The organism is Microbacterium sp. B19(2022) (genome assembly GCF_012030385.1).
Lineage (GTDB): Bacteria > Actinomycetota > Actinomycetes > Actinomycetales > Microbacteriaceae > Microbacterium > Microbacterium oxydans_B.
In genome coordinates this window covers 104,899-127,398 of sequence record NZ_JAAUVO010000007.1, presented here as the reverse complement: position 1 = coordinate 127,398, position 22,500 = coordinate 104,899, and the positions used below count along the sequence as shown (strand labels likewise).

24 protein-coding genes are annotated in these 22,500 nt (G+C 69.6%); 10 read left to right on the top strand and 14 right to left on the bottom strand.

All coding sequences use genetic code 11. The features are described from left to right. The first annotated feature begins 259 nt into the window (after positions 1-259). Positions 260-1,012 (top strand): SDR family oxidoreductase, encoded by a 753-nt coding sequence (locus tag HCX50_RS08345; RefSeq protein WP_167633764.1) that lies wholly within the window; start codon positions 260-262, stop codon positions 1,010-1,012. A 147-nt stretch (positions 1,013-1,159) separates the two neighbouring features. Here HCX50_RS08345 and HCX50_RS08340 read toward each other — a convergent pair whose 3' ends face one another. Together HCX50_RS08340 and HCX50_RS08335 are read right to left on the bottom strand one after the other, a co-directional pair. Beyond that, entirely contained in the window at positions 1,160-1,486 is a 327-nt protein-coding gene (locus HCX50_RS08340; protein ID WP_029264028.1) for a DUF7882 family protein, read from the bottom strand. A gap of 144 nt (positions 1,487-1,630) precedes the next feature. Further along, a complete protein-coding gene (locus HCX50_RS08335) occupies positions 1,631-2,089 on the bottom strand; it encodes a MarR family winged helix-turn-helix transcriptional regulator (protein WP_029264027.1) in 459 nt (152 codons plus the stop codon). Positions 2,090-2,218: 129 nt separating this feature from the next. On the opposite strand from HCX50_RS08335, the gene HCX50_RS08330 reads away from it, so the two are divergent. Both HCX50_RS08330 and HCX50_RS08325 read left to right on the top strand, forming a co-directional pair. Continuing rightward, positions 2,219-2,461 (top strand): hypothetical protein, encoded by a 243-nt coding sequence (locus HCX50_RS08330; protein ID WP_091033026.1) that lies wholly within the window; start codon positions 2,219-2,221, stop codon positions 2,459-2,461. Continuing rightward, positions 2,461-3,012 carry a MarR family winged helix-turn-helix transcriptional regulator gene (locus HCX50_RS08325; RefSeq protein WP_029264025.1) on the top strand — a complete coding sequence of 184 codons (552 nt, stop codon included), beginning with the start codon at positions 2,461-2,463 and terminating at the stop codon, positions 3,010-3,012. The genes HCX50_RS08330 and HCX50_RS08325 overlap by 1 nt, the downstream gene beginning before the upstream one ends. 3 nt (positions 3,013-3,015) lie before the next feature. On the opposite strand, the gene HCX50_RS08320 is transcribed toward HCX50_RS08325, so the two are convergent. The 3 genes from HCX50_RS08320 to HCX50_RS08310 all read right to left on the bottom strand — a co-directional run bounded on the left by HCX50_RS08320 (position 3,016) and on the right by HCX50_RS08310 (position 5,307). Further along, entirely contained in the window at positions 3,016-3,333 is a 318-nt protein-coding gene (locus HCX50_RS08320; protein WP_308737263.1) for an ArsR/SmtB family transcription factor, read from the bottom strand. Next, on the bottom strand, positions 3,330-3,812 hold the full coding sequence (locus HCX50_RS08315) for an SRPBCC domain-containing protein (protein ID WP_167633762.1): 483 nt from the start codon (positions 3,810-3,812) through the stop codon (positions 3,330-3,332). Before HCX50_RS08315 ends, HCX50_RS08320 begins: the two co-directional genes overlap by 4 nt. A 271-nt stretch (positions 3,813-4,083) precedes the next feature. After that, entirely contained in the window at positions 4,084-5,307 is a 1,224-nt protein-coding gene (locus HCX50_RS08310) for an MFS transporter (protein ID WP_167633760.1), read from the bottom strand. A 98-nt stretch (positions 5,308-5,405) separates the two neighbouring features. Between HCX50_RS08310 and HCX50_RS08305 the strand changes: the two genes are divergently transcribed. Next, entirely contained in the window at positions 5,406-6,965 is a 1,560-nt protein-coding gene (locus HCX50_RS08305; protein ID WP_167633758.1) for an SDR family oxidoreductase, read from the top strand. A gap of 9 nt (positions 6,966-6,974) precedes the next feature. Here the strand turns inward: HCX50_RS08305 and HCX50_RS08300 are convergent, their stop codons facing one another. The 8 genes from HCX50_RS08300 to HCX50_RS08265 all read right to left on the bottom strand — a co-directional run bounded on the left by HCX50_RS08300 (position 6,975) and on the right by HCX50_RS08265 (position 16,255). After that, on the bottom strand, positions 6,975-8,990 hold the full coding sequence (locus HCX50_RS08300) for a BCCT family transporter (RefSeq protein WP_167633756.1): 2,016 nt from the start codon (positions 8,988-8,990) through the stop codon (positions 6,975-6,977). A 61-nt stretch (positions 8,991-9,051) separates the two neighbouring features. Next, positions 9,052-10,755, bottom strand: a complete 1,704-nt coding sequence (locus tag HCX50_RS08295; protein ID WP_167633754.1) for an ABC1 kinase family protein — start codon at positions 10,753-10,755, stop codon at positions 9,052-9,054. 45 nt (positions 10,756-10,800) lie between these two features. Continuing rightward, a complete protein-coding gene (locus tag HCX50_RS08290) occupies positions 10,801-11,433 on the bottom strand; it encodes a PadR family transcriptional regulator (protein ID WP_167633752.1) in 633 nt (210 codons plus the stop codon). Between the two features lie 94 nt (positions 11,434-11,527). Next, entirely contained in the window at positions 11,528-12,454 is a 927-nt protein-coding gene (locus HCX50_RS08285) for an ROK family protein (RefSeq protein WP_167633750.1), read from the bottom strand. Further along, complete coding sequence (locus tag HCX50_RS08280; RefSeq protein ID WP_091033050.1) at positions 12,451-13,134, bottom strand: N-acetylmannosamine-6-phosphate 2-epimerase; 684 nt, start codon at positions 13,132-13,134, stop codon at positions 12,451-12,453. The genes HCX50_RS08285 and HCX50_RS08280 overlap by 4 nt, the downstream gene beginning before the upstream one ends. Further along, positions 13,131-13,997: a carbohydrate ABC transporter permease gene (locus HCX50_RS08275; RefSeq protein WP_167633748.1), complete on the bottom strand. Its 867-nt coding sequence runs from the start codon at positions 13,995-13,997 to the stop codon at positions 13,131-13,133. The genes HCX50_RS08280 and HCX50_RS08275 overlap by 4 nt, the downstream gene beginning before the upstream one ends. After that, complete coding sequence (locus HCX50_RS08270; RefSeq protein ID WP_231481774.1) at positions 13,984-14,955, bottom strand: carbohydrate ABC transporter permease; 972 nt, start codon at positions 14,953-14,955, stop codon at positions 13,984-13,986. Before HCX50_RS08270 ends, HCX50_RS08275 begins: the two co-directional genes overlap by 14 nt. Before the next feature lie 10 nt (positions 14,956-14,965). Continuing rightward, the gene (locus HCX50_RS08265) at positions 14,966-16,255 is read right to left on the bottom strand and encodes an ABC transporter substrate-binding protein (protein ID WP_167633746.1); all 1,290 of its coding nucleotides are present in this window, start codon (positions 16,253-16,255) and stop codon (positions 14,966-14,968) included. 138 nt (positions 16,256-16,393) lie between these two features. Here HCX50_RS08265 and HCX50_RS08260 point away from each other — a divergent pair, with 138 nt between their 5' ends. Both HCX50_RS08260 and HCX50_RS08255 read left to right on the top strand, forming a co-directional pair. Continuing rightward, complete coding sequence (locus HCX50_RS08260) at positions 16,394-17,110, top strand: GntR family transcriptional regulator (protein ID WP_140403328.1); 717 nt, start codon at positions 16,394-16,396, stop codon at positions 17,108-17,110. 58 nt (positions 17,111-17,168) lie between these two features. Beyond that, positions 17,169-18,671: a DUF4127 family protein gene (locus tag HCX50_RS08255; RefSeq protein WP_167633744.1), complete on the top strand. Its 1,503-nt coding sequence runs from the start codon at positions 17,169-17,171 to the stop codon at positions 18,669-18,671. 34 nt (positions 18,672-18,705) lie between these two features. On the opposite strand, the gene map is transcribed toward HCX50_RS08255, so the two are convergent. After that, entirely contained in the window at positions 18,706-19,479 is a 774-nt protein-coding gene (map, locus tag HCX50_RS08250; protein WP_167633742.1) for a type I methionyl aminopeptidase, read from the bottom strand. 68 nt (positions 19,480-19,547) lie between these two features. Between map and HCX50_RS08245 the strand changes: the two genes are divergently transcribed. The 4 genes from HCX50_RS08245 to HCX50_RS08230 all read left to right on the top strand — a co-directional run bounded on the left by HCX50_RS08245 (position 19,548) and on the right by HCX50_RS08230 (position 22,417). After that, complete coding sequence (locus HCX50_RS08245; RefSeq protein ID WP_167633876.1) at positions 19,548-19,826, top strand: helix-turn-helix domain-containing protein; 279 nt, start codon at positions 19,548-19,550, stop codon at positions 19,824-19,826. Between the two features lie 135 nt (positions 19,827-19,961). Then, positions 19,962-21,623, top strand: a complete 1,662-nt coding sequence (locus HCX50_RS08240) for a glycosyltransferase family 2 protein (protein ID WP_167633740.1) — start codon at positions 19,962-19,964, stop codon at positions 21,621-21,623. 93 nt (positions 21,624-21,716) lie between these two features. Continuing rightward, entirely contained in the window at positions 21,717-22,205 is a 489-nt protein-coding gene (locus HCX50_RS08235; RefSeq protein WP_167633738.1) for a DUF2975 domain-containing protein, read from the top strand. Continuing rightward, positions 22,205-22,417, top strand: coding sequence for a helix-turn-helix domain-containing protein (locus HCX50_RS08230; protein WP_029264006.1), 213 nt, complete (start codon positions 22,205-22,207; stop codon positions 22,415-22,417). The genes HCX50_RS08235 and HCX50_RS08230 overlap by 1 nt, the downstream gene beginning before the upstream one ends. The last annotated feature ends 83 nt before the right edge of the window (positions 22,418-22,500 follow it).

Sequence of the window (22,500 nt, the reverse complement as noted above, 5' to 3'; positions counted from 1 at the left end):
TTCTACGGGCGGCTCATCGGGCGAGAGCGGAACGCACGATCGGTCGTTTCCGTCACATGTTCTGTCATCCGGGCCCGGAAAACCGCGGATTTCGTGACGTTTCCGTGACCTGATCCGCATCCTGATCCGCATCCTCGCGGAGCGCTCTCCGATTCATTCACGTGAATCCATCACCGATATTCAGGCGTAGGCTGGAGAGAAGGACGGACCGTCCGAGAAGATCTCCCGGCCCCGTGCCCGCCCGGAAGTGGAGTCCCTCGTGGCTCAGTACGACGTCTCGAACCGCTCGGCGATCGTGACGGGAGCAGGCAGCGGAATCGGACGCTCGACCGCTCTCCTGCTGGCGAAGAACGGCGCATCGGTCGTGGTCAACGACCTGAACGCCGAGCACGCGAACGCGGTCGTCGAAGAGATCCGCGCGGCCGGCGGCATCGCCGAGGCCTCGATCGGCGACGCGACGGATGCGGCGTGGATCGCCTCCTCGATCGAGCTCGCGAACTCCCTCGCCCCGCTGCGCATCGGCGTCAACAACGCCGGCATCGGTGGCGCATCCGCTCCCACCGCGGAGTACGAGGACGAGGCCTGGGACAAGGTCATCGCCATCAACCTCAACGCGGTGTTCCGCAACATGAAGGCGCAGATCCCGTCGATCCTCGCGAACGGCGGCGGATCGGTCGTGAACATCGCGTCGATCCTCGGCAGCGTCGGCTTCGCCGGATCCCCCGCGTACGTCGCCGCGAAGCACGCGGTCGTCGGCATGACGAAGTCCGCCGCGCTCGAGTACTCGGCGCAGGGCGTGCGCGTGAACTCGGTGGGCCCCGGCTTCATCGACACCCCGCTGCTGGCGAACATGGGTGACGAGGCGAAGGACTTCCTCGTGTCGAAGCACCCGATCGGACGCCTGGGCCAGGCCGACGAGGTCGCGAACCTCATCGTGTTCCTCGCCAGCGACGCCGCCAGCTTCGTCACCGGCAGCTACCACCTGGTCGACGGCGGATACACCGCCCTCTGATCGAATGGCATCCGGTCCCGGGACCCGATTCCCGGTGACCGGATGCCATCCACAGCGACGTACCCCCCGAAACGTCGCTGTGCACCTCCCGCCCGCGGGCCGCACCGCTTTGCCCAGGATGCGCCGGCGAGGGAGGCGAGTCTGCAGTCAGGCGACCGCGTGCATGGTCGGGAGCGCGGACCACAGCGGCGCGAAGTCGATGTCTGTGAGGTCCAGCCCCCCGGCCGTGCTCGCCGCGGCCATCATCTTGACCAGCATCGGCCGCTCGAGCTCGACGTCCTCATCGAGCGTGAAGCGCACCGGGATCGACGCGTGCATCCACAGCGTCTCGGTGGCCGCACCCGCCGTGCGCAGCGTGAGCGGAAACGACTCGCCGCGGCGCAGCTTGGTGACGGTGACGAGCCTCAGGTGCGCGAGCACCCGATCGTCCACCTCCACGATCTGCGAATCACCGGCGTAGCTGAGCTGACCCATGGCACCCCCTCGAGAAATATCTTCATCAATTAGTTTACTAGTTTAACTAGCTAAATGGTAACCGACGTATCGGGGGCCTCTCCGACCGTCATCGATCGCCACAGACCGTCACCGACGGAGGCGGCGCGGGGCGAGGAGCCGAAGCTAGCTCCGGGACGACTCTGCGAGCTCGGAGATCTCCTCCGTGAGGCGACGGAGGAACCGGGAGATCACGGAGAGCTGCTCCGGCGTGAATTCGCTCTCGATGTCGGCGACCCGCCGGGAGATCTCGTCTGCGGGCGAGTGCAGGTCGCGCAACGACGGGCGGAGGATCTTCGACCGTGCGTCATCCGGGTGCACGGAGACGACGATGTGCCCGCGTGCGGTGAGCCGACGGATCAAGGCGGTGACCGCTGCGGTGCTCACCCCCAGATGCTGGGCGAGATCGCCGGGCGTGACCGGCCGGTCAAGGGGCGCATCCGCGATGAAGCCCATGGCAGCACGGTCGGTCTCATTGGGCTGACGCTCGGCCGCGAGACGGCGTCCGAGCCTGGCGTCGACGCGGCGCAGAGCCTCGACTTCGCGCGCGAGTTCCCGCGTCGCGATCTCCAGCTTCGCCCCCATCACACCCTCGCCTTCCCCTGGCGGCCCATGTTACCTCGATCGCCTGATTACCGGTTCGTCTAGCGAAATCGGTCGATCATCAGGGGCTTCCGACGATGAGAGGATGGAATCACGACGAGAAGGGACGTCATGGTCGAGCCCATAGACCTCACGGACGAGCGGTACATCGGCTTCGCCGACCTGCTCGATCACCTCCACGCGCAGTTCCCCACCGTCGCCCGGGATCGCATCGCGCGCATCATCGAGGCCGAGAACGACGCCATCACCGGCGGCTTCCTCCTCGTCGTCCCCGCCGAGGTGGCGACCGGCGCGATCGAGATGCTCGAACTCAGCACGGCACGCACCCTCGACGACGGAGAGGGGGTGGCGTGATGGCCGAACCTCAGGACCACGCCCGCTCCGGATACTGGTACCCCGACGGCGAGAGCACGAGCACCATCGACGTGCTGAACATGCTGCGCCGCTACCGCGCAGCGGAGACCGCGATGCGTGAGCGCACCCGCATCTCCATGGGCATGAACGAGACCGACCTCATGGCCCTGCGATTCCTCCTGCGGGAGCAGCGGGCCGGCAGGATCGTGCGCGCGATCGACATCGCCCGGATGCTCAACATTTCGACCGCATCGACCACGACGCTCATCGACCGCCTCGAGAAGGGCGGTCATGTCCGCCGTGAGGCGCACCCCACCGACCGCCGGGCAGGGGTCGTCGTCCCGACCGTCAGCAGTGATGAAGAGGTGCGCGCCACGCTGGGGGCGATGCACCACCGCATGCTCACGCTCGTCGACGAGCTCTCCGACCAGGAGCGGGCCGTCGTCACCCGGTTCCTCGCCGGGATGACGGCTGCGATCGAAGAGGCATCCGACCTCGACGAGGAGCTGCGCGACGTGATCCGCGACCAGGCGGGGCCCGAAGCGGAGTGACGGCTACAGGCCTTCCGCGATCTCCTTGATCGCGGCGAGGCGGCGGTCCCACTCGCGGCCGATCACGTCGAGCTTCGCCGCGGTGGCGGAGAGCTCGGCGCCGACGACGCGGAAGCGCACCTCACGACCGACGCGCACCGGCTCGACCAGACCGACCTCCTGCAGCACGGCCAGGTGCTTCGCGATCGCCTGTCGCGACACCGGAAGGCGCCCGGCGAGGGCGGATGCCGAGGCATCCCCCTCGCCGAGAGCCGTCAGGATGCTCCAGCGCGTCTCGTCCGCGAGCGCCGCGAACATGGGCAGCAGCGTCTCTGTGGTCACGCTTCGCCTTCCACCAGGGCGACCATCTTGTCGAGCTCCAGGTCCCAGCCCGTGCGGTGCGACTCGAGGTTGCCGCGCGGGTCGGACGTGCGCTCGAAACCGCTCTCGACGACCGTCAGGCGGGTGCCGCCGTCGGATTCCTCGAGCGTGAAGGTGAAGACGGTCGAGGTCGCCTCGTCGATGCTGTCGGGGAGCTTCCCGAGGGCGTCGTCGTTGTTCCAGCGGTACGTGATGCGCCGCGGCTCGTCGTACTCGTCGACCCGCAGCGGGATCACGTCGTAGTCGGGGAACGTCATCGTTCCGGTCGCGCCGACGCCCGTGCCGGCGAGCACGGTGCGCCCGAACCAGCGGGAGATGTGCTCGGGTTCGGCGACGGCTCGCCACACCTTCTCGACGGGTGCCGCGATCTGGATGCTGCGCCGAACGGAGAAGGTCTCCTCATCGACGACGGATGCCTCGTTGTGGGTCATGTTCACCATGATGGATCCTTTCGGGGTCTCGCGCTGGCCGGTCGACCAACTGCAACTCCAGAGTTGCACACGGGTTCCGACTGCGCAACCCCCGAGTTGCAGTTTCCAGGGTCACGGCATCCGCACCCGGGCTCCGACCCACCTCCGTCCCGCGCCACTTGCAGGACCGATTCACGGATGCAGGACGAAACACCGCGGATCCGTCCTGCATCCGTGCATTCGTCCGACATCTGCGCCGGAGTCGGGGACGGACAGGGCGGATGCCGGATGCCGCATGCCACTACCCCCGCGGGCGGCGCTTCTCCAGGAACCCGGCGAGCAGCACGGCGACGAGGGCGGCGACCGGGGCGACGAGCAGCCCGGCACGCAGGCTCTCGGTCTCGGCGATGTACCCCACGAACGGGGGCGACAGCAGGAACCCGAGGCGCAGCAGCCATGACACGACCGTGAGTCCGACGCCCGGCCGCAGCCCCGGCAACTCGTCGGCGGCGTGCATCGCCGCGGGGATGAGGGTCGCGATGCCGAAGCCGACGGCCGCGAAGCCGAGGATCGTGCCCGGCACGGTCGGGAAGGCGAGCGCGAGCGTCATGCCCACCGCCGCGATGACGCCGCCCACTCGCGCGACCCAGCGCTGCCCGAACCGGTCGGTGAGCGGGTCGCCGAGCATCCGCCCGATGAACTGCGCGCCGACCAGGGCGATGAAGCCGAGCGGGGCGATCGCCGCCGCGGCCCCGAGCGAGTCGGCGAGGTACAGGGTCGCCCACGAGTTCCCGGCATCCTCGGCGACGGCGCCGGCCATCGCGATGAGGGTGAGCGCGATGATCGCGATCACGGTGCGCGGGGTCACGTGGCGACGCAGCGCCCCCGTCACCTCGGCCGGGGCGGCGGCGGCATCCGTCTCGGTCTCGTCGTCGCGGCCGGGGAGGCAGAACCGCAGGGCCACGAGGGCGACGGTCGCGAACACGGCGGTCGAGATGCCGAGGTGCACGCCCAGCGGCAACTGCAGGGCGATCGCGACCGCGGCCATCGCCCCACCGATCACGGCGCCGATCGACCAGATCGCATGGAAGCCGTTGATGATCGAGCGTCCGTAGCGCCGCTGCACGCGGAGGCCGTGGGCGTTCTGCGCCACATCCGTGATGGCGTCGGATGCTCCGCCGAGGAACAGCGCGACGGCGAACAGCACGCCCGAGGGGGCGAGGGCGGCGGAGAGCAGGCCGAGGCTCGTGAGCACGGTGCCGATCACGGCGATGCGCGCCGAGCCGAACCGGCGGATCAGCACGGCGGCCAGGAGCCCGGCGGCGATGGCCCCCGCGGGGAAAGCGGCGATCGCGAAGCCGTAGCCGAGGTTGTCGAGTCCGAGTCCCGCCTTGATCTCCGGGTAGCGCGGCAGGATGTTCGCGAACAGCGCCCCGTTGGTCAGGAACAGGGCGGAGACGGCGATGCGGGCGCGCCGGGACGCCCGGTCCGGAGCCGTTCGTCGAATCGATTCGATTGAAGCCATGCCTACGATCGTAACGGTCTGGCGCGCGCTCCTTATCCGCACCGGCTCATCGCCACAACCCCGTACCCGCCACCCGCTGCCGGACATACGCTCGACCCATGACCGCACTCACCCAGCCCACCGGCGACGAAGAGGCGCTGCGCGCCCTCCCCCGAGACGACGGTTCGGCGCCGCGGGCGCTCGTGCTGGGCGCGACCGGATACGTCGGGGGGCGACTGACCCCGCGGCTGCTCAACGCCGGCTACCGGGTGCGGGTGCTGGCGCGCGACGCCGCCCGCGCGGCATCCTTCCCCTGGGGCCCCGACTGCGAGATCGTCGAAGGGTCGGCCGACGATGCGGATGCTGTCGCCGCGGCCATGGACGACGTCGACGTCGTGTACTACCTGATCCACTCGATGACCGCCGGCAAGGGGTTCGAGGAGAGCGACGAGCGCGCGGCGACGACCGTGGCCGAAGCCGCCGCCCGCGCGGGGGTGCGGCGCCTCGTCTACCTCGGCGGGCTGCATCCGGACGACGTGAAGCTGTCGCCCCATCTGCGCTCGCGCGTGCGCGTGGGCGACATCTTCCTGCAGTCGGGCGTGCCGACGCTCGTGCTGCAGGCGGGCGTCGTGATCGGGTCGGGGTCGGCGTCGTTCGAGATGATCCGGCACCTCACCGACGTGCTGCCGTACATGCCGGCGCCGAAGTGGGTGCGCAACCGCATCCAGCCGATCGCCGTGCGCGACGTGCTGCACTATCTGCTCGGCGCCGCCCGGGTCGACGCCGACGTGAACCGCGCGGTCGACATCGGCGGACCCGACGTGCTGCGCTACGGACAGATGATGAACGGCTACGCGGTCGAGGCCGGTCTGCCGCAGCGCGCGATCGCCGCGCTGCCCGTGCTGACTCCCGGTCTCGCTTCGCACTGGGTCAACCTCGTGACGCCCGTTCCCCGCTCGATCGCCCGCCCGCTCGTGGCGTCGCTGCAGAACGAGTGCATCATGAAGGACCACGCGGTCGACGAGTTGATCCCGCAGCCGGAGGGCGGCCTGACGCCGTATCGACGAGCCGTCGACCTCGCTCTCGGCCGGGTCGACGCCGACGCGATCGAGACGAGCTGGCAGGATTCCGAGGTCTCGGGCGCTCCCAGCGATCCGCTGCCGAGCGACCCGGACTGGGCGGGCCGTACCGTCTTCACCGACGCGCGCACGCTCGTCACCTCGGCATCCGTCGACCGGTTGTGGTCGGTGGTGCTGGGCATCGGCGGGACGAACGGCTGGTACTCGTCACGGTTCCTCTGGGCGGTGCGCGGGTTGATGGATCGCGTGGTCGGCGGGGTGGGCCTGCGCCGGGGTCGCCGCAGCCAGACGATCGCCCGCGTGGGCGACGCGATCGACTTCTGGCGCGTCGAAGCCGTCGAGGAACCAGGCGCGGCGACCGAATCATCGGCGGCGAGCGGTGGGCTGCTGCGGCTCCGTGCCGAGATGAAGGTGCCCGGCGAGGCCTGGCTCGAGCTGCGTGCGCTCCCCGACGCCGCCGGCGCCCGCTACGAGCAGCGGGCGATCTTCTTCCCGCGCGGGCTCAGTGGGCGCCTGTACTGGCTCGCGGTGCTGCCCTTCCACGGGCTGATCTTCGCCAGCATGGCCTCGCGGATCACCGCTGCGGCCGAGAGCGCCTGACGCCGGGAATCACGCCTCCCGCGGTCGCTCCGCATCCGCATCCGCCGCTGCATCCGGCGCCGCATCCGGCGCTGCCGAACCGTCGAGCGCCGCGTCGACCACGGCATCCACCTCGGCGGGCGGGATGATGTCGATCGCCTCGGTGGCCGCCTCGTAGACCTCGGCCAGCGTCTCATCGACGGTCGACTCATCGATCCAGGCGAGGTCGTCCTCCGAGTGGTCGTACTCGACGGGCACGAGCGCGAAGTCGTCGCCGTACTCTTCGAGCCCCGCCATCACGCTGTGGCGCACGGCGGCGCGGGCGTAGCGGTCGCGCAGGATCAGCGGATCGCGCCGCAGATCCTTCATGAACGCGATCATCATGAAGCCCATGATGATCGCGAACGGCAGCGCCGCGATGATCGTCACATTCTGCAGCGACTTCAGCCCGCTCCCCTCCTCGCCGGTGACGAGCAGCACGGCCGCGATCACGCCGACCAGGACACCCCAGACGACCGCGACCCAGCGCGCCGGCTCGGGGCGGCCCTGCTGCGAGAGGGTGCCCATCACGAGCGACGCGGAATCCGCGCCGGTGACGAAGAAGATCGCGATCAGCAGGATGAGCACGATGCTCGTGATCAGCGGGAACGGCAGGTTCTCGAGCACGCCGAACAGCACTTCCTCCGGCGGGTCGACGGCGAGGTTCGCGCCGTCCATCTGCTGCTGGATCGCCGTGGTGCCGAAGATCGCGAACCAGATGAGCGAGATGACCGAGGGCACCACGATGACGACCGACACGAACTGGCGCAGGCTCCGACCGCGCGAGATCTTCGCGATGAACATGCCGACGAACGGCGACCACGAGATCCACCATGCCCAGTAGAAGATGGTCCAGCTCGACAGGAACGTCTGCGCGGCCTCGCCCTGCGATGCCGACCGGCCGATCATCTGCGGCAGGTCGCCGATGAACTGCACGGCGACCGAGGGGATCACGTTGAGGATGAGCAGCGTCGGTCCGACGAAGAACACGAAGAACGCCAGCAGCAGCGCGACGACGGCGTTGATGTTCGACAGCGCCCGGATGCCCTTGGAGACGCCCGACACCGCCGAGGCGATGAAGCACGCGGTGAGCACGGCGATGACCGCGATGAGGATGCCGTTGCCGAGCGGACCGGCGCCGCTGACGATCTCGACGCCGTGCCCGATCTGCAGGGCGCCGAGGCCGAGGGATGCTGCGGTTCCGAAGAGCGTGACGATGATCGAGAAGATGTCGATCGTGCGGCCGAGGGGTCCGGCCGTGCGGCCCTCGCCCAGCAGCGGCGCGAAGATCGACGAGATCAGCGGGGTGCGTCCGCGACGGTAGGCGCCGTAGGCGATCGCGCCGCCGACGAGCGCGTAGAACGCCCAGGCCTGGGGACCCCAGTGGTAGAGCACCTGCGTCTGCGCGGTGTGCATCGCGTCGAGGGTGCTCGCCTCGACCGTGCCGGGCGGCGGGCTCTCGAAGAAGGTGAGCGGCTCGGCCGCGCCCCAGAACACCAGGCCGATGCCCATCCCGGCGGCGAACAGCATCGAGATCCACGAGAACATCGAGTACTCGGGCTCTTCGTCGTCGCGGCCGAGCGGGATGCGTCCATAGCGGCTGAAGCCGACGAACAGCATGAACACGAGGATGATCGTGGCGATGGTCGTGAAGAAGAACCCGAAGTACTCCACCACCCAGGCGAGCACGGCCGATGTCGTACCCGAGAGGTTGTCGCCGGCGAAGACGCCCCACGCGATGAAGGCGACCGTGAGCGCCACCGCGACGCCGAACACGAGTGCGTCGGTGCGGTAGGTGCGGCCGGTCTCCTCGACCGAGACGCCGGGCACGAGGGCCGGATGCACGCTGCGCGGCGGGACGGCCGCGATGTCGCGGACGATCTTCTTCGCGGCCTCGGTGGCCTTGGCCGGGAGGCGGTTCACGCCCGTGCCGACGACATCCGTGCGGGGGCGCGGCGGGGTGCTTCCTGCGGAGCGTGCGGGCGGCTTCTCGTCAGGGGTCTCCATGGCACACCATCCTGTCACGCGATATACCGATCGCGTGCCCCGCAGCTACCGCGGGCCGCGCCTACCGCGGGCCGCGGCGACCGACGCCGGCGAATACGGAGTGCAGCAGCGGCAGAGCCGAGACGCAGATCAGCGTGATGCCCAGCGGAGGCAGCGAGGGGACGAGCAGGGCACCGCCGACGAGCAGTGCCGCGAACAGCACTCCCGAGGCGATGCGGCGCGCGATGCCCTCGAGCCGATCGAGGCGGCGTTCGAGCCGCGAGGTGTCGAACGACACGTTGCCGTCGTCGATGCGGGTGATGATCCGGTCGATGCGGCCGGGCAGACGCCAGGTCGTCGCCATCGTGTCCATCGCCTGGCCCGCGAAGGCCTGCACGATGTTGCCGCTCTCGTCGCGCAGCAGGCGTCCGGCGTAGGGCTCGGCGGCATCCCACACGTTGAACGCCGGGTCGAGTCCGCTGCACATGCCCGACGTCAGCGAGACCGCGCGGATGAGCAGCAGCATGTTCTCGGGCAGCTGCAGCGGGAGCGAGCGCACCATGTCGCCGAACTCCTCGGCGAAGTCGCGGAACTCCCGGGGGTCGACCTTGCTGAGCTCGGCGAAGCCCATGCCGCCGAAGCGGGCGAACAGCGCGCTCAGAGCACGTTCGAGCTCGTTGGTGTCGGCCGACGGCAGCAGGACGCCGATCTCCTGGGCGGCCGCCACGAGACCGCGACTGTCGCGCCCGGCGACCGCGATCAGGAGTGTGCGCAGCCCGTCGCGGAGGCTGTCGGGAACCTCGGCCATCATCCCGAAGTCGATGAACGTGAGCTGGAAGTTCCGCCCCGACTCGCCTGCGCCCGCGGGGACCGGTGTCACGAAGATGTTGCCGGGGTGCGGGTCGGCGTGCACGAAGCTGTGCGTGAACACCTGGTCGAACATGACCTCGGCGAACACCGCGGCGACCTCGGACGGGTCGATGCCGGCGGCGCGCAGCGCATCCGTGTCATTGATCTTGATCGCGGTGACGTCGGAGAGCGTGAGCACCCGACGGGTCGACCGCTCCCACACGATCTCGGGGGCGGCCACGCGCGGGTCGTCGGCGAAGTTCTCGCGGAACCGCTCGGCGCTCGCGGCTTCGTGCAGGTAGTCGATCTCCTCGAGGCTGGTCGCGGCGAACTCCTCGACGAGCGCGGGCGCATCGACCCGGTCGGCGACGAGGCGCACGCGGGTCAGCCAGCGGGCAACCCGGCGGAGCGCGGCGAGGTCGACCGCGACGATGCCGTCGATGCCCGGCCGCTGCACCTTGACGACGACGTGGCCGAGTCCGGTGTCGGCCGCGTCGAGTGCCGAGAGCCGGGCCCGGTGCACCTGACCGAGGGATGCCGCCGCGACCGGAGTGTCGTCGAACCACGCGTAGGCGCGCTCGAGCGGGATGCCGAGTTCGGCCTCGGCGAGCGCGCGGATGGCCGCGGTGGGCACCGCCGGAACCTCGTCCTGCAGCCCCTCGAGCTCTTTCGTGATCTCGGGCGGCAGCACGTCGAGGCGCGACGACATGAACTGTCCGACCTTGATCATGAGACCGCCGAGTTCGACCGCGAGCACATGGAAGCGACGCGCGAACGTCTGCATCCGCTGCCCTCGTGTGCGCTCGGCGACCCGGCTCATGCCGAGCCGCGGGAGCACCAGCTCGAACCACCAGATCTTCAGGAACTCCCGGCCCGCGAACGACACGATGCGGCGGTACCTGGCGCGGTGGGCGCCCTGTGCCGCGGCATCCGTCATCGTGTGGTCCTCTCGCAGGCCCTCACCCGATGCCGCACTGCGCGGTCAGTCCTGCGCGAGGATCGAGTACAGCCTACGGCGGGCTTCGTCGAGGATCTCGATGGTCTGCTGCACCTGCTCGGGCGAACCGCTGCGACCGACCTGGGCTGCGGCGGCGGCGAGGTCGACGCCCGCCTTGGGCAGCGCGCTGAAGCGGGCGCTGTCGCGGTTGCTGTCCTTGCCGGACGACTCCCACGGAGCCGGAGTCTCGGAGCTCTCGTCGGCGACGGCGCGGCCGGCCTCGGTGAGCGAGTAGGTCTTGCGGCCGTTCTGCTCCTCGGCCTCGATGAGTCCTTCATCGGCGAGCAGCTGCAGCGTCGGGTACACGGAGCCGGCGCTGGGCTTCCAGGTGCCGCCGCTGCGCTCGGCGATCTCGTTGATGATCTGGTAGCCGTGCATCGGCTTCTCGGCGAGCAGGGAGAGCACGGCGGTGCGGACATCGCCGCGGGCCATGCGCGAGCCGCCGGACGGGCGGGGCTCGAACGACTTGCGGAGCTGGTCCATCGCCTCGAAGATCGCGGATGCCGGACCGCCGGGGCCCGTGCCGAAGCCGGCGCCGCCGAAGAGCCCGCCGGGGCCGCCGTTGTTCCCGGAGCCGCTGTTGCCGCCGAACGGGTTGGAGGGGAATGCGTTGTTCATGATGACCTCCTGCTGGGGTGAACGATACTCAACGATATATCGTTCATCCTGAGGATGGGGTGGGAGTTTCCGGAGGGAGGGCGGCGCTCCTGATTCAGTCCGAGCGCTCAACCAGGCGCGCCCCGAGGAGCGCGGCACCAGTGAGAGCCGCATCGACTCCGAGCTCCGCCGGGACCACACGAGCCGCCGCTGGCCCAGCCATCGCCGCCTCGCGATAGGCCCGCCGCACCTCGGCCAGATAGGTCTCGCCGATCTCGGCGACCCCGCCGCCGACGACGATCACCTCGACATCGAGCGCCGCATTGGCGCTCGCGAGAGCGCGCCCGAGGTAGCGGGCACCGTCGCGGATCACCCCTTCCGCCCGGGCGTCTCCGCGCAGAGCCGCCGCATGCACCTCGCGCAGCGGAAGGCGCACCCCGGTCCCCTCGAGGTAAGTCTGCTCCAGACCCGGACCGGAGGCCACGGCCTCCACATGGCCGAAGCCACCACAGGGGCAGCGGCGCTCGGCGAGGTTCGGGGGCAGCGAGATCTCCATGTGCCCGATCGAGCCCGCGGTGCCGGTGACGCCGCGACGCAGTCCGTCCGCGAGAACGACGGCTCCCCCGATCCCGGTGCCGACCGCCACCATGAGCATCGCCTGCGCGCCCGCTCCGGCGCCCCGCTCGGCCTCGGCCACCGCGGCCGCGTGCACGTCGTTGACCACCGCGACCGGGGCGCCGACCGCATCCGCGAGGGCACTCCGCAGGGGGAATCCGACCCATCCGGCGATCGCATCCGTGGCCGAGGTGATCGTGCCGTCGGGCCCGACCACACCCGCGGTGCCGACTCCGACCGCCTCCACCGGGTCGCCACCGCGCACGTCGCGCACGGCATCCGCCACCGCCTGCACGATGGCCGGACCACCCGCGCGGGACGGGGTCGCGAGGGTGCGCACCTCGGTGGCCCTCTCGAGCCGGTCGCCGTCGCGCGCGAACCCGGCGACCGCGATCTTCGTGCCGCCGATGTCGATGCCGATGATCATGCCGGGCTCCGCACCGCCGGCGTCACCGCGACGAAGCGCCGGGTGATCGCGATCGGGTCGGTGATCGCTCCGCCGACCACCACGGCGAGCGCGCCGGCATCGAACGCCTGGCGCACCTGCTCGGGTGTCTGGTACCGCCCCTCGGCGATGGTGGGGATGCCGGCGGCGACGAGGTCCGCGACCAGCTGCAGATCCGGCCCCTCCCCGCGCACCGAGTGCGGCGTGTATCCCGACAGGGTCGTACCGACCACGGCCGCTCCGGCCTCCCGGGCGCGCAGCCCCTCGTCGAGGGTCGAGACGTCGGCCATCACCGGACGCCCGGTCGCCGCCGCGATCTCGCGCAGCAGGTCGAACCTGTCGCCGAGCTGCTCGACGGTGGCGTCCACCGCGATGATGTCGGCTCCCGCCTCCGCGAGGCCGAGCGCCAGCGCGACGTCGGGGGTGATCACGTTGCGGACCCCGTTGTGCACCTTGTGCAGGCCGATGATCGGCGCATCCGTCGCCGACCGCAGCCGGCGGATGTCGTCGGGACCGTTCAGGCGCAGGCCGCTGGCGCCTCCGAGCAGCGCGGATTCGGCGAGCGCGGCGATCACCTCCGTGTCGCGCACCGGGCTTCCCGACTGCGCCTGCACCGAGGCGATCAGACGGCCGGTGATGAGTTCGAGGGGGTCGTGGATCATTTGAGAGCTCCTGCGCTGGCGCCGCCGATGAAGAACTTCTGACCGATGAGGAAGATCACCACGGCCGGAAGGGTGAACATGACGCAGGCGGCCATCAGCGGACCCCAGGCCACGTCGTTCTCACCGAAGAAGGCGTACAGACCGATCGAAAGCGTATAGGTGGACTCGTCGTTCAGATAGATGAGCGGGTTGAGGAAGTCGGTCCACGCCCACACGAACTGGAAGATCGCCGCCGTCACGATGGCGGGCCGCGCCAACGGCAGCACGATCGTCGCGTAGGTGCGGAACTCGGAGGCGCCGTCCAGGCGGGCGGCCTCGATCAGCTCGTCCGGCACCGCGAGCAGGAACTGCCGGATCATGAAGATGAAGAACGGCGTGCCGAGGAACGCGGGGACGATCAGAGGCAGGTAGGTGTTGGTCGCCTCCAACCCGTTCCACACCAGGAACAGCGGGATGAGGGTGACCTGCGGCGGGAGCATCATGGTGGCCAGCACCAGGATGAGCAGTGGGCGGGAACCACGCCAGCGCACCTTGGCCAGCGCATACGCCACGAGCGGGCACGAGATGACCGTGCCGAGGATGCTCATCCCCGACACGAACAGGGTGTTCCCGAGATAGCGCCACACCGGGATCTGGTCGAACGCCTCGGCGAAGTTGTCCAGCGTCCAGTCGGTCGGCAGCAGCGAGGGCGGCGAGGAGAACACGTCGCCCGGGGTCTTGAACGCGGTCGACAGCATCACGAGCAGCGGGAACAGGAACAGCAGCGCGAGCAGCGCGACCGAGACCTGCTGCCGGACACGGCGCATCGTCCGGCGTACCCGCCGGGGACGCTTGCGGGTGACGGCGACGTCAGCGTGTGCCATCGTGCACCCACTTCCTCGAGGTCGCGAGCACGATCAGGCTCACGACCAGCGTGATGATGAACAGGGTCCAGGCCATGGCCGACGCGTAGCCCATCTTCAGGAACACGAACGCGTTCTGATACAGGTACATCGCGTACGACAGCATCGACTGCCCCGGCCCGGAGCCGGCCTGATTCAGCCGTTCCTGGGAGAGGATGTACGGCTGCGTGAAGATCTGCAGGAATCCGATGATGCTCACGATCACCTGGAACAGGGTGACCGGCGAGACGGTCGGCCAGGTCACGCTGGTGAAGCGGCGCCACATGCCCGCGCCATCCAGTTCGGCCGCCTCGTACAGCTCCTTCGGCACCTCCTGGAGAGCGGCGAGGTAGATGATCATGGTGCCGCCGACGGTCCACAGCGACATCAGGATGATGGCGGGCTTGGTCCACTCGGGCTCCTGCAGCCAGGCCGGTCCCTCGATGCCGAACCAGGACAGGAAGTAGTTCACGAAGCCGTACTGGGCGTTGAGCAGCCAGCGCCACAGGTAGCCGCCGACGACGACGGGCACGATCGAGGGCAGGTAGACGAGCGCGCGGTAGAGCGGCTGGCCCCGCACCGGGGTGTTCAGCAGGTGCGCACCCGCGAGGGCGATGCCGATCGCGAGCGGAACGCCGAAGACCGTGAGGACGGCGGTATTCGCGAGCGACTTCCAGAAGACGCCGTCGTTGAACATCTGCACGTAGTTCGCCAGCCCCACCCACTCCGGGGACTGGAACAGGTTGAAGTCGGTGAAGCTGTAGTACGCGGACGCCGCGATCGGGTAGGCGAAGAGGAACAGGAACCCGACGATGAACGGCGACGCGAACGCGAGGCCGATCAGGGTCGACCGGCGGGTGCGACGCCGCCGCGGGGCGCGCCCGCCGGGTCCGGCAGGAGCATTCTCCTGCCGGACCCGGCGCGCTGTTGCAGTGGTCACGGAGCCTCGATCACTTCGTGGAGTAGTTGGCCATGCGCTCCTCGACCGTCGCGATCGCCTCTTCGGGGGTCGCCGTGAGACGGACGACCTCATCGAAGGCGGTGGCGAGGTCGGTGGCGTACTCGGCGCTGTACGGAAGGCTCGCGAGTGCCTTCGCGTTCGGGGAGGATGCCGCGTCGGCCCACACACCGAAGTCCTGCAGGCTGTCGAAGGCGGCGCTGCCGGCGAGCGACGTGCGTCCGGGCAGGTTGCCGAGCGCGACGGCGAACTTCTCCATCGGCTCCTCGCTGACGAGGTAGGCGAGGAACGTGGCCGCCTCCTCCTTGTGCTTCGAGTTCGCGGGGATGAAGAGCGTGCTGGCTGTGACCTGCGTGCTGTTCTCGAGCTCGGGCGAGGCGGCCGGGATCGCGGTGACGCCCCACTCGAAGTCCGGGGCGATCTTGGCGGCCGAGGCCGAACGCCATTCACCGTCGATGATCATCGCGACCTTGCCGCTGAAGAACGGGTCCTGCGCCGAGAGGTACTCTCCCTGACCGGAGACGAAGGTCGCCATGGCCTGGGCGCCGACCGGCTCGATCACGTTGTCCTGGTACCACTGCAGGGCCTCGAGGTTGCCGTCTTCGGCCGGGGTCGGACCGTCTTCGCCGTCCCAGCTGCCGCCGAACGCGTAGCCGAGGGTGGTCAGGGTCGTGCTGTCGTTGGCCGAGCCGAGACCGAGCTGCGTGATCTTGCCTGAGCCGTCGACGACGGTGAGCTTCTCGATCGCGGCCGCGAGCTCGTCCATGGTGGTCGGCGGCGTGACGCCGGCTTCCTCCAGCAGCTGCGCGTTGTAGAGCAGCTGGAAGCTGTGGGTGGCGATCGGCAGCGAGTAGATCTTGCCGTCGTACGTCATCTGCTCCATGGCACTGGGGATGAAGTCGTCGATCTCGATGCCCTCGGCCGCGATCGCGTCGTCCAGCGGAGCGAGGATGCCCTTCGAGGCCCAGGCGCCGACCGTGTTGCCGAAGTTGTCGGAGATGTCGAACGATCCGTTCGATGACGACATCGAGGTCAGCTGCTTCTGCGTGTCGGGGCTGGAGACGCCCTTGACCACGATCTCGTCCTGGCTGCCGTTGAAGTCGGCGATGATCTCTTCGAGCGCCTTCGCCTCTTCACCGCCCCAGAGGTACGAGAACGTGATCTCGGTCGGGCCGTCGGCGTCGCCGCCGCCTGCACCGCATCCGGTGAGGGCGACGACAGTGGCTGTGGTCAGGGCACCGGCGATCAGGGCGCGCCGGCGCATGTGCTGCTTCGTGTGCATGGGAGTTCTCCGCTCATCATTGACCTTGCAAAAGGATTGGAATAGACCAATTCGGAACCGCTGAGAACAGACATTGACACATCCGCGGGTGATCGTCAAGATTGGGTTAGTCCAAATGGGCAGACCGGAGGGGTGGGCATGTCGTCGATCGAAGGCGTGACGAAGCACGAGCGGGTGCGACGGCATCTGGAAGACGTCATCCAGCAGGGGCTCGCCCCGCACGAGAAGCTGCCGACCGAGCGCGACCTCGCCGAGTCGCTCGAGGTGAACCGGCAGACCGTGCGGCGCGCCCTCGACGAGTTGGAGCGCGACGGGCTGGTCTACCGCCTGCAGGGGGCCGGCACGTTCGTGAGCGCCTCCCGCATCAGCAAGACCTTCGAGCTCACCTCGTTCTCGGAAGACATGCACACGCGCAACATGCGACCGGGTTCGCTGTCGGTCGACGTCGGCACCGCATCCGCGGGACAGACCGCCGGGTACGCGCTGAACCTCAGCCCGCAGTCACCCGTCGTCCGCATCCGCCGGGTGCGCACGGCCGACGACATCCCGATCTGCCTCGAGGTCTGCTCGATCGCCGCCGACGCGGTGCCGGGCCTCGAAGACGGCATCGTCGGAGACTCGCTGTACGAGGATCTGCGCTCGCGGTTCGGTATCTCCGCGGTCCGCGCCGACCAGGAGATCCACGCGGTCGTGCTCGACGAGGAGCAGGCCGACGCACTGCAGACACCGCCGTTCTCGCCCGCCTTCCTCGTCAAGCGCACCACCTACGACGCGCGCAGCCGCCCGATCGAGTACGCCGAGTCGGTATACCGGGGCGACCGCTACTCGTACCTGGTCTCGATCTCGCGCCCCTGAACCCTTTCCCGAATCGCCCCCGAACTCCCCGAAGTCCCCCGACGAAAGGCACTCCCCCGTGTCCGACACGACTCTGCGTCCGCGCATCGCTCTGCTCCCGCTCGACGACCGACCGGTGAACGTGCGGCTTCCCGGCGACGTCGCCGCGGTCGCCGGAGTGATCCTCGACGTGCCGCCGGCCGAGATCCTGCCCTCGTACCGCGTCGCCGGAGACGCGACCGCGCTCGGCGCCTGGCTGCTCGACCGCGTCGCCGACCCGGCCACGGTGCATGTGGTGGTGTCGGTCGACATGCTGCTCTACGGCGGGCTGATCGCCAGCCGCACGAGCGCCGATACAACGCGCGAGGTGCTGGAGCGTCTCGACGTGCTGCGCGAGGTGCGCCGCCGTCGGCCGGAGTTGCCCATCTCGGCCGTCTCACTCGTGACGCGGGCGAGCAACTCGTACTCGGCGGCCGAGGAGCCGGAGTACTGGCGGGAGCACGGCAAGGAGATCCATGCGCTCGGCGGCGACGCGCACCGGCTGCTCGACGAGGCCGACGTGCTGCCGCTGTCGGAGCTGACGCCGGTGCCGGCCGAGATCGTGTCCGACTACTCGGCACGGCGGCTGCGCAATCACATCGTGAACCTGTCGACGCTCGCGCTCGTCGAGGATGCGACGCTCGACTTCCTGGCGATCACCGCCGACGACACCGCGCCCTTCGCCGCGGGCAGCGCCGAGCAGGTGTGGCTGCGGCACTGGATGCGGATGCTGCCGTCGGGCCGCGACGTGCTGATGTACCCGGGTGCCGACGAGGTGGGCGCGGCGCTGGTCGCCAGGGCGCTGGCCGCGAACGCCGGCGTGACCGCCTCGTTCTCGGTCGCGTGTGCGGACGCCGAGGGCATGACCCGCATCCCGCCGTACGAGAACATGTCGCTCGCGGCATCCGCGAGCCGGCAGATCCGCGCGGCCGGTGCTGTGGAGGTCGCCGACGGCGGCGACGTGACCCTGGTGCTGCACGCCCCCGACCCCGAGCGGCACGACATGTTCCGCGGCCGGCCGGATCGGGTGGATGCGGATGCCGTGGCCGGCACGGTCGCGCTGATCACGGAGCGGCTGGACGCGGGCGAGCACGTGGCCCTCGCCGACGTCCGCTACCCGAACGGCGCCGACGAGGCACTCGTGCGGGCGCTCGCCGAGGCGGGGCTGCTCGGGCGACTCGAGGCTTTCGGCGGGTGGAACACGGCCGGCAACACACTCGGCAGCGTGGTCGCCGTCGCGGCGGCCGGAGTGGTGGGCCGGGCGACGGGCACGTTCGATGACCGCGCCGCCCGCATCGCCCTGCTCACGCGACTGCTCGACGACTTCGCGTACCAGGCGGTCGTGCGCACCGACTCCGGGCCAGCCCTGTTCCCGGATGTCTACCCGATGGCCGACGACGCCCGGGTTGCGACGGCGGAGCGAGTAATCCGTGAGGAGTTGACGGCGCTGCTGGAGTCAACACTCCCCGCGGAGGACGTGCGCATCCAGGAGCTGACCCTGCCCTGGCGACGATCGTTCGAGATCGGGCTCGTGCTGAGTTAGCCGAGCGGATCGGCGGCGCCAACGGTCGGCAGCGTCACGCCGTCGGCAGTGTCAGGATCTCGGCCCCGTCCGCAGTGATCGCGATCGTGTGCTCGGTGTGCGCCGTGCGGCATCCGGTCGCGCTCCGCAGGGTCCAGCCGTCGTCGTCGGTGCGCAGCACGTCGGTGTCGGCCATGACCCAGGGCTCGAGCGCGAGCAGGAGTCCGGGGCGCAGTTTGTACCCACGGCCGGGTCGCCCGTCGTTCGCGATGTGCGGGTCCTGGTGCATGGTCGAGCCGATGCCGTGGCCGCCGAATTCGAGGTTGATGGGGTAGCCAGCGTCGTGGAGCACCGTGCCGATCGCGTGCGACAGGTCGCCGATGCGGGCCCCGGGTCGAGCGGCGGCGATGCCGGCGGCGAGCGCCCGCTCGGTCGCCTCGATCATGGCGAGGTCTTCCGCGGCCGCGGCGCCGCCGACCACGAAGCTGATGGCCGCATCGGCCGAGATGCCGCGCAGTGTGACGGCCAGGTCGAGCGTGAGCAGGTCTCCCGGCCGCAGCGCATAGTCGTGGGGCATGCCGTGCAGCACGGCGTCGTTCACGGCCGTGCAGACGTAGTGGCCGAACGGGCCGCGGCCGAACGAGGGGGCGTAGTCGACGTAGCAGGACTCGGCCCCGGCATCCTCGATCAGCTGCTTCGCCCACCGGTCGAGGTCGAGCAGATTCACGCCGACCGTGGCACGCGCTTTCAGCGCCTGCAGGATGTCGCCGACGAGCGCGCCGGTGGCCCGCGCCCGCGTGAGCTCGTCGGCGTTCAGGATCTCGATCATGGGTTCTCTTCCGTCGTGACCAATAACTATCCCGGTAATACTATCCCGGTATTAGTATGGGTATCATGATGGTCCGGATGCCGCTCACCCCCGCCGAGGTCGAACGCGGCGAGCGCCTGGGCGCCCTGCTGCGTCGCGCGCGCGGGGAACGGTCGATGCTGAGCGTCGCGCTGGACGCGGGCATCTCGCCCGAGACCCTGCGCAAGATCGAGTCGGGACGCGTCGCCACCCCCGCGTTCTCGACGATCGCGGCGATCGCCGGCGTGCTCGAGCTCTCGCTGGATGCGGTGTGGGCCGAGGTCGACCCACACACGGCCGAGACCACGGCTCGACGCATCGCCTCCTGAATTCGAGGAGCGTCTCGCCCCGCTCTGCCTGCGCGCCGTGCGAACTTCTGCACACGCCCGGCCGAAACGCAAGCCTGGTGACCCCCACAGGAAGGCGTGTTTAGCTCGAGGAACAGTCGACGTGGGGGAGACGTTTTGTCGCAGAGCATTCAGCCGGAGAGCAGCAACAGCAGCGGGAACAGCATCCGCGTGAGCGTGGTGGTGCCGGTGTTCCGGCCGGGGCCCTCGTTCGATGACCTCATCGCATCGCTCGATCGTCAGACCCTCGACCCCGCCGCGTTCGAGGTGCTCCTGTGCGACGACGGCTCGGGCGAGCCGACCGGTGAGCGCCTGGCCGCCGTCGCCCGCGACCGTCCGAACGTGCGGGTGCTGTCGCTGAAGCACTCCGGATGGCCGGGCATGCCGCGCAACCACGGCGTCGATGCCGCCCGCGGCACGTACGTGCAGTTCGTCGATCAAGACGACTACCTGTTCGACGCTGCGCTCGAGAAGCTGTGCGACTACGCGGATGCGAACGCGTCCGACGTCGTCGTCGGCAAGGAGGTGGGGATCGGCCGCCCGCTTCCGAGCAAGATCTTCCGCCACGACATCCCCCGGGCGACGCTGGGCACCGACCCGCTGCTCGAGATGCTCACGCCGCACAAGATGTTCCGCACGGAGTTCCTGCGGGCGAACGGCATCCGCTTCCCGGAGGGGCGCGTGCGGCTGGAGGATCACCTGTTCGTGATGCAGGCCTACTTCGCCGCGTCGACGATCTCGATCCTCGCGAGCGAGCCCTGCTACGCGTGGGTGAAGCAGCCGGGCAGCGCCAGCTCTGCGCGGATCGAGCCGGAGACGTATTTCCCGCATTTGGAGACCGTGCTCGACATCGTCGAGGCGCACACTGAGCCGGGGCGGCTGCGCGACCGACTCCTGCGGCACTGGTTCCGCGGCAAGATCCTCAAGCGCATCGCGGGGCCGCGCATGGTCAAGTACCCCGACGAGTATCGCGACCGCCTGCTGGACGTGGTCGTCCCGCTGACGCAGAGACGGTTCGGTCCTGGCGTGGATGCCGGCCTCGGCTTCGCGCACCGCATCCGCGCGGCGCTGCTGCGCGCCGATCGGCGTGACGACCTGGTGCGCCTGGCCGCGTTCGAGTCAGGGCTTGAGTGCCGCGCCACCGTGACAGCCGCGCACTGGTCGCGGGGCGGGGGCCTGCATCTCACCGTTCGCGTCGACATCACGCACGACGGGAAGGATGCGCTGGTGTTCGAGACGTTCGCTGCGGAGCCGTCGAACCCCGCCGCGCCGGATGCCGCCGGGCCTGCAGGCGGCGCGAAGCCCTCCGGCGCCAAGAAGACGATTCGGCTGACGTCGCTGCCGCTCTCTTCGCTCGAGGGGCTGCCGGCGAATCTCCTGGCGGTGGATCGCGAGCTGCGCAACGATCGCATCGAGCTGATCCTCCGCGACAGGTCGGACACCGAGCGCATCCTCTCCGGCCGTCGGCCCCGCGATCTCTCCGCCGTCGCCCTGTCGATCGATCCCGTCCGCTCGTTCGAGCGCACGGACGATTCCCGAGGCGGGCCGCTCTCCGTCAAGGTCCGCCGGGCGGGCTGGACGTTCGAGGTTCCTCTCGAAGCCGATCCCGCCGTACTCGCTCGCGCCGGTCGCTCGCCGATCCTGGCGGGACGCACATGCAAGCTCACGGTGGGCGAGGGCAGCACGGTGGAGCTGCAGCGGGAGTGGCCGGGCGGCGGGCTCAAGGATGCCGCGGGACGCACGGTGCGCAGCATCCGCCGTCTCCTCCGGAGGCACTGACCGCTCCGGCGCAGCCGTCGGGCGCCTGACCGCGCTTGCCCAATCGAACGAATAACGATAGATTCCTGTTGTTCTTCGATGAAGGAGTGGGCAATGGGGAAGACGACGATCGTCGTTCTGCGCATCGTGATCGCGGTGGCGCTGCTGGGTTCGCTGGTGGTGCAGGCACTCATCGTGCCGCTGCTGTGGCTCGACCTCGCCGAGGACGAGCTGTGGGGCCGGATCGTGCTGGTGTCGATCGTGGTGCTGGGCGTCGGAACGCTGCAGGTGTTCGGCGTGTGCGTGTGGATGCTGCTCACGCGAGTGCGGCGCGGGTCGATCTTCGCGGAGTCGTCGTTCCGGTACGTGAACGTGATCATCGGGGCGATCCTGGTGGCGGCTGCGCTCACCTGGATCCTGGCCGCGCTGCTCGCGCCGGGGTCGACGGCGCCGGGTGTCGTGGCGCTGATCGGCGGCGCCGGGGTCGTGCTCGCCGGGATGGCGCTGCTCGTGGTCGTCATGAAGGCGCTGCTGCGGCAGGCGATCGACCGCGAGGCCGAGGCGCGAGCGCTGCGCTCCGAGCTGGACGACGAGGTGATCTGATGCCCGTGGTGGTCGACATCGACGTGATGATGGCGCGGAGGAAGATGAGCGTCGGCGAGCTGGCCGAGCGGATCGGCATCACGCCGACCAACCTCGCCGTCTTGAAGAACGGGCGCGCGAAGGCCGTGCGCTTCACGACACTCGATGCCCTCTGCGCGGTGCTGGAGTGCCAGCCCGGCGATCTGCTGCGCTGGGAGCCCGACGCCGGCTGACGCACGAAGCCCCGGTGGCGTTGAGCGAAAACGGAGACGCCTCGCGCTACACGCGGCGCGCCGCGAGCCGACACGCCGTCGGA